The organism is Pseudomonas sp. PS01303 (assembly GCF_029959385.1).
GTDB lineage: Bacteria > Pseudomonadota > Gammaproteobacteria > Pseudomonadales > Pseudomonadaceae > Aquipseudomonas > Aquipseudomonas rustica.
In genome coordinates this window covers 1-4,201 of record NZ_JASCPK010000254.1, presented here as the reverse complement: position 1 = coordinate 4,201, position 4,201 = coordinate 1, and the positions used below count along the sequence as shown (strand labels likewise).

Below are 4,201 nucleotides of genomic sequence, written 5' to 3'. Positions count from 1 at the left end.
GGCTTGCTCGCGAAAGCGTTGGCTCAGCCAGCCAATCTGTCGACTGACACACCGCATTCGCGAGCAAGCCCGCTCCCACAGGGATCCAGGCAAGTCTGTAGTTATCAAACTTTTTGATCGTTATCCCCGATAATTCAGCCTAAGCGCCGGTAGGAACCTGCTGTTACAATGCCGGCCTGCGAATTTTCAGACTCTTTAGATCAGGAGCACACCGGTGCCTGTCGTCTTTGTCGCCGCTTCCAAGCTGCCAACGCCTTTTGCGCAATTCACCATGCACGGTTTTCTCGATGAAGCCACCGGCCGCGAGCACGTTGTGCTGAGCCTCGGTGAATTCACCGACGGTGCCCCGGTACTCGGCCGTTTGCACTCCGAATGCCTGACCGGCGATGCCTTGTTCAGCCAGCGTTGCGACTGCGGCTCGCAACTCGAAGGCGCACTCAAAGCCATCGCCCGCGAAGGCCGAGGTGTGTTGCTGTACCTGCGTCAGGAAGGTCGCGGCATTGGTCTGTTGAACAAGATCCGTGCTTACGAACTGCAAGACGGCGGCGCCGACACCGTTGAAGCCAACGAGCGTCTGGGCTTTGCCGCCGACCAGCGTGACTACGCCATGTGCCTGCCGATGTTGGAGCATCTGGGCGTGAAATCCCTGCGCCTGATGACCAACAACCCGCGCAAGGTCAAAGCCTTGACCGACATGGGCATCACCGTCGCCGAGCGCGTGCCACTGCACACCGGCCACAACCCGCACAACAAACTCTATCTGGCGACCAAGGCCAGCAAGCTCGACCACATGATGGGCAACGAGCATCAGGGCGAGGTAGACCGGGCGTGACCCGTGGTCAGGTGCGGCGCCGATTGTCCGTCGCCTGGTGGAAATACCTCGCGCTGGCGCTGGTGCCGCTGTTCGTGATCAACGCCCTGTTCGGCCAGAGCGACGGCATTCTGCCGGTGCTGGCGATGCCGTTGTTCATTGCCGGCGTGGCGTCTATGTTTGTCAGCCTGAAGTTTTTCGGCCGCTACAAACACGCACTGATCGCCACGCAAAACGCCCTCGATACCCCTGAAGAACCCGGCGCGTGGATTGCCCTTGCGGCGAACCGTCGCTCGGCGTTTCTCGCGGCAGCCTTGCCAGCGTGGATCGGCGCACTGGCGGTATTCGTCGGTCTCGAAGCAGTACCGCTGATGCTGCTGGCGCTGTCCACCGCCGTGCTGTTTTATCTCTACCGCATCCCGCGTCAACTCGGCTGATGCACCGTCTCTGGCTGGCGGTTCTGCTGCTGGCCGTCAGCGGCCCGGTGCTGGCAAACCTGCGGGTGGTCAGCCTGGCGCCGTCGCTTTCTGAAATTGTCGTTGAGCTGGATTCGGCTGACCTGTTGGTCGGGGTGCTGGATGCCGGTGAGCGTCCTGCGGAAATTGCCAACGTTCCGTCGGTGGGTCGTTACGGCCAGCTCGACATGGAACAGTTGCTCAGTCTTAAGCCTGATTTGTTGCTGCTCTGGCCCGGCAGCGTCGGCCCGGCACAACGTGATCAGTTGAAGCGCTTGGGCATTCCGACTTTCGTCGCCGAACCGCATTCTTTAGATCAACTCTCCACGCAGATTGAAGCCATTGCCACGCAATTGGGCCGACCTGAGCGCGGGGTGAAACTGGCAGCGGATCTGCGGCAAAAACTCGCGGATCTACGCCAGCGCTATCACCGGGAAGTGCCGTTGCGGGTGTTTTATCAGGTGTGGGACAAGCCGCTGTACACCGTTGGTGGCGGGCAGATCATCAGTGATGCGCTGCAAGTGTGCGGGGCGCGGAATGTGTTCAGTGATCTGACCTTGCCTGCGCCGCAAGTCAGCATCGAATCAGTGTTGCAACGTGATCCCGAAGTGATTCTGGCCAGCGACCAGTCCCAGCTCAACGCCTGGCAAAACTGGCCGCAGGTCGCCGCTGTAAAGCAGCAGCAATTACTGTTGGTCACCGACAAAGGCCTCGAACGCCCAAGCGGCCAGATGATCGACGCCACCGCCAAACTCTGCCAACTCATCGCGCCTAGCCAATAACTTGTGGCGAGGGGATTTATCCCCGTTGGGCTGCGAAGCTGCCCCAAAAACTGCCAATGCATTTTTTCAGTTTGATTGAGTCAGCGTTTATTGCGACTGCTGCGCAGCCGAACGGGGATAAATCCCCTCGCCACAGGGATGGTGGAAAATCTTAGAGTTGAGGTGTCCAAGTGACACCAAACATCCACATCCGACCTTCCTCGCGATAACCATACTGACCGCCGTCATAGCTGTAATTCGCTCGGCTGTAACCCTTGTCGAAAACGTTATCGACCTTCAGATCCAGCTTGATCTCGCGGTTCAGCGCCCAACTGCTGCGCAATCCAAACAATGCGTAGCCACCCAGCGATTGATTGTTGTCGCGATCGTCATAACTGCTGCTTACCGCCTGCCAGCTCGCACCGACACTGATCCGATCAAACTGCCGATCCAGATCCCAGCTCAACGTCCGCCGCGCACGACGCGCCAGGGTATGCCCGGAATCACGATCGCGCGGATCAATGATCGACACGCCCAGGTTGCTCTGCCAGTCGAACAATTCCTGTTTCAGCGCCGCTTCAAAACCGTTGATTCGCGCCGAAGCCACGTTCTCTGGACGTGAGTTGCTGCCGAAGATAATCGCGTCCTGCAGATCCGTACGGTAAATAGACGCTTCCAGACGGCTGCTGTCGCTCAACTGGCTGCGCCATTGCAGTTCGTAGCTCTTCGACGTTTCCGGTTTCAGATCCGGGTTGCTGAAGTCCGGGTAGTACAGGTCGTTGAACGTCGGTGCGCGAAAGCCTTCGCTATAACTTAGCAACAGATCGTTATCCGGATTCAGCGGCAGGGTGAACGTGCCGCTCCAGGTGTTCTGGCTGCCAAATTGCTGATTGTCGTCGTGGCGAAGGCCGATTTCGGTGGAGAAGCTGTCGGCCTGATAACGATGCTGGATAAACGCCGCGCGGTTCCAGCGGCTGTCCTCATCGAACGCGGTGCTGCTGTTGACGCGATCTTCGTACCAGTCGCCGCCGAGGATCAGGCTGTTACGCGCATTCAAGGTCAGGTCGTTCTGCCAGTTCAGCGAATCGCGATAGGTGTTGAACACCGTGCGCTCGTCGCTGAGTTTATCCAGGGTCTTCTCGCGGTTCTCGGTATGGCCGAACTCGACGCGGGTTTTCCAGAGGTCGTTGACCCGGGCGTCTAAGTAACTGCTGACGCTGCTGACATTAAAATCGCTGTAAGGCTGCTGCTGCACCGACTCGAAGGTGTTCATGTCGAAGCGGCCGAACGGGTTGTCGAACTCGCTCTTGCCACGGTTATCCAGCAGATTGGCGCCGATTTCGATGTCATCGGTCAGCGCATGGCTGAGGCTCAAACTAACGGACTTATTGCGGTAGGCATCGTGATCGCCATCGCTCGGATACGACTCGTGCGTACGATCAATCCCGGCGGTTTCGTCAAGGCTGGCGCCGAGATTGAAGCGGGTTTTGTCATCGCCGCCGGACAAACCGAGGCTGCGTTCCCACGTCTGGTTGCTGCCGAAACCGATGTGCATGCGTGGCTGCAAACCCTGGTCAGTACCGCGTCGGGTGAAAATCTGAATCACCCCGCCAATCGCATCACTGCCGTAAATCACCGAACGCGAGCCGCGCAGCACTTCCACACGCTCGATCTGCTCGATGTTCAGATGCTGCAGATTGCTGTCGCCCGAAGTCGAGTTGCCGATGCGCTGACCATCGACCAACACCAGACTCTGCGCCGATTGCGTGCCGCGAATATAGATCCCCGGCAGACTGCCGCGTCCGCCGGTCTGCGCCACTTGCACGCCGGGGACACGACGCAGCAGATCCGGCACGTCGCTCGGTTGCAGGCGGTCGATGTCTTCACGGGTGAACACGGTGTTGGCGGCGCTGCTGTCGTTGCGGGCTTCGATCTGGCGGTTGGCGGAGATCAGCGTGTCCGGCAGCTTCAACGCCTGATCACGCTCGAAGTTATCGGCGAGGGCATTAGCGGACGGCAGCAAGAAGAAGGGCAGGGCGAGGCGCGAGAGTTTCATGGCAATCCATCGGGAATTTCAGGTGTACACAAATCAAATGTGGGAGCGGGCTTGCTCGCGAAGGCGCTGTGTCAGTCAACTCATCATTGACTGATCCGACGCTTTCGCGAGCAAGCCC

General features: G+C 59.0%; 4 protein-coding genes. 3 read left to right on the top strand and 1 reads right to left on the bottom strand.

The genetic code is table 11. From position 1 onward, the window contains the following. The first annotated feature begins 214 nt into the window (after window positions 1–214). Genes ribA through QMX93_RS29940 form a run of 3 tightly spaced genes read left to right on the top strand, consistent with a single transcriptional unit; the run spans window position 215 to window position 2,048 of the window. On the top strand, window positions 215–832 hold the full coding sequence (gene ribA, locus QMX93_RS29950) for a GTP cyclohydrolase II (RefSeq protein ID WP_053124247.1): 618 nt from the start codon (window positions 215–217) through the stop codon (window positions 830–832). Further along, complete coding sequence (locus tag QMX93_RS29945) at window positions 829–1,248, top strand: MFS transporter (RefSeq protein ID WP_159815456.1); 420 nt, start codon at window positions 829–831, stop codon at window positions 1,246–1,248. The genes ribA and QMX93_RS29945 overlap by 4 nt, the downstream gene beginning before the upstream one ends. Then, complete coding sequence (locus QMX93_RS29940) at window positions 1,248–2,048, top strand: cobalamin-binding protein (protein WP_282359185.1); 801 nt, start codon at window positions 1,248–1,250, stop codon at window positions 2,046–2,048. The genes QMX93_RS29945 and QMX93_RS29940 overlap by 1 nt, the downstream gene beginning before the upstream one ends. A 151-nt stretch (window positions 2,049–2,199) precedes the next feature. On the opposite strand, the gene QMX93_RS29935 is transcribed toward QMX93_RS29940, so the two are convergent. Then, window positions 2,200–4,083: a TonB-dependent receptor gene (locus QMX93_RS29935; protein WP_282359184.1), complete on the bottom strand. Its 1,884-nt coding sequence runs from the start codon at window positions 4,081–4,083 to the stop codon at window positions 2,200–2,202. Window positions 4,084–4,201 lie beyond the last annotated feature (118 nt).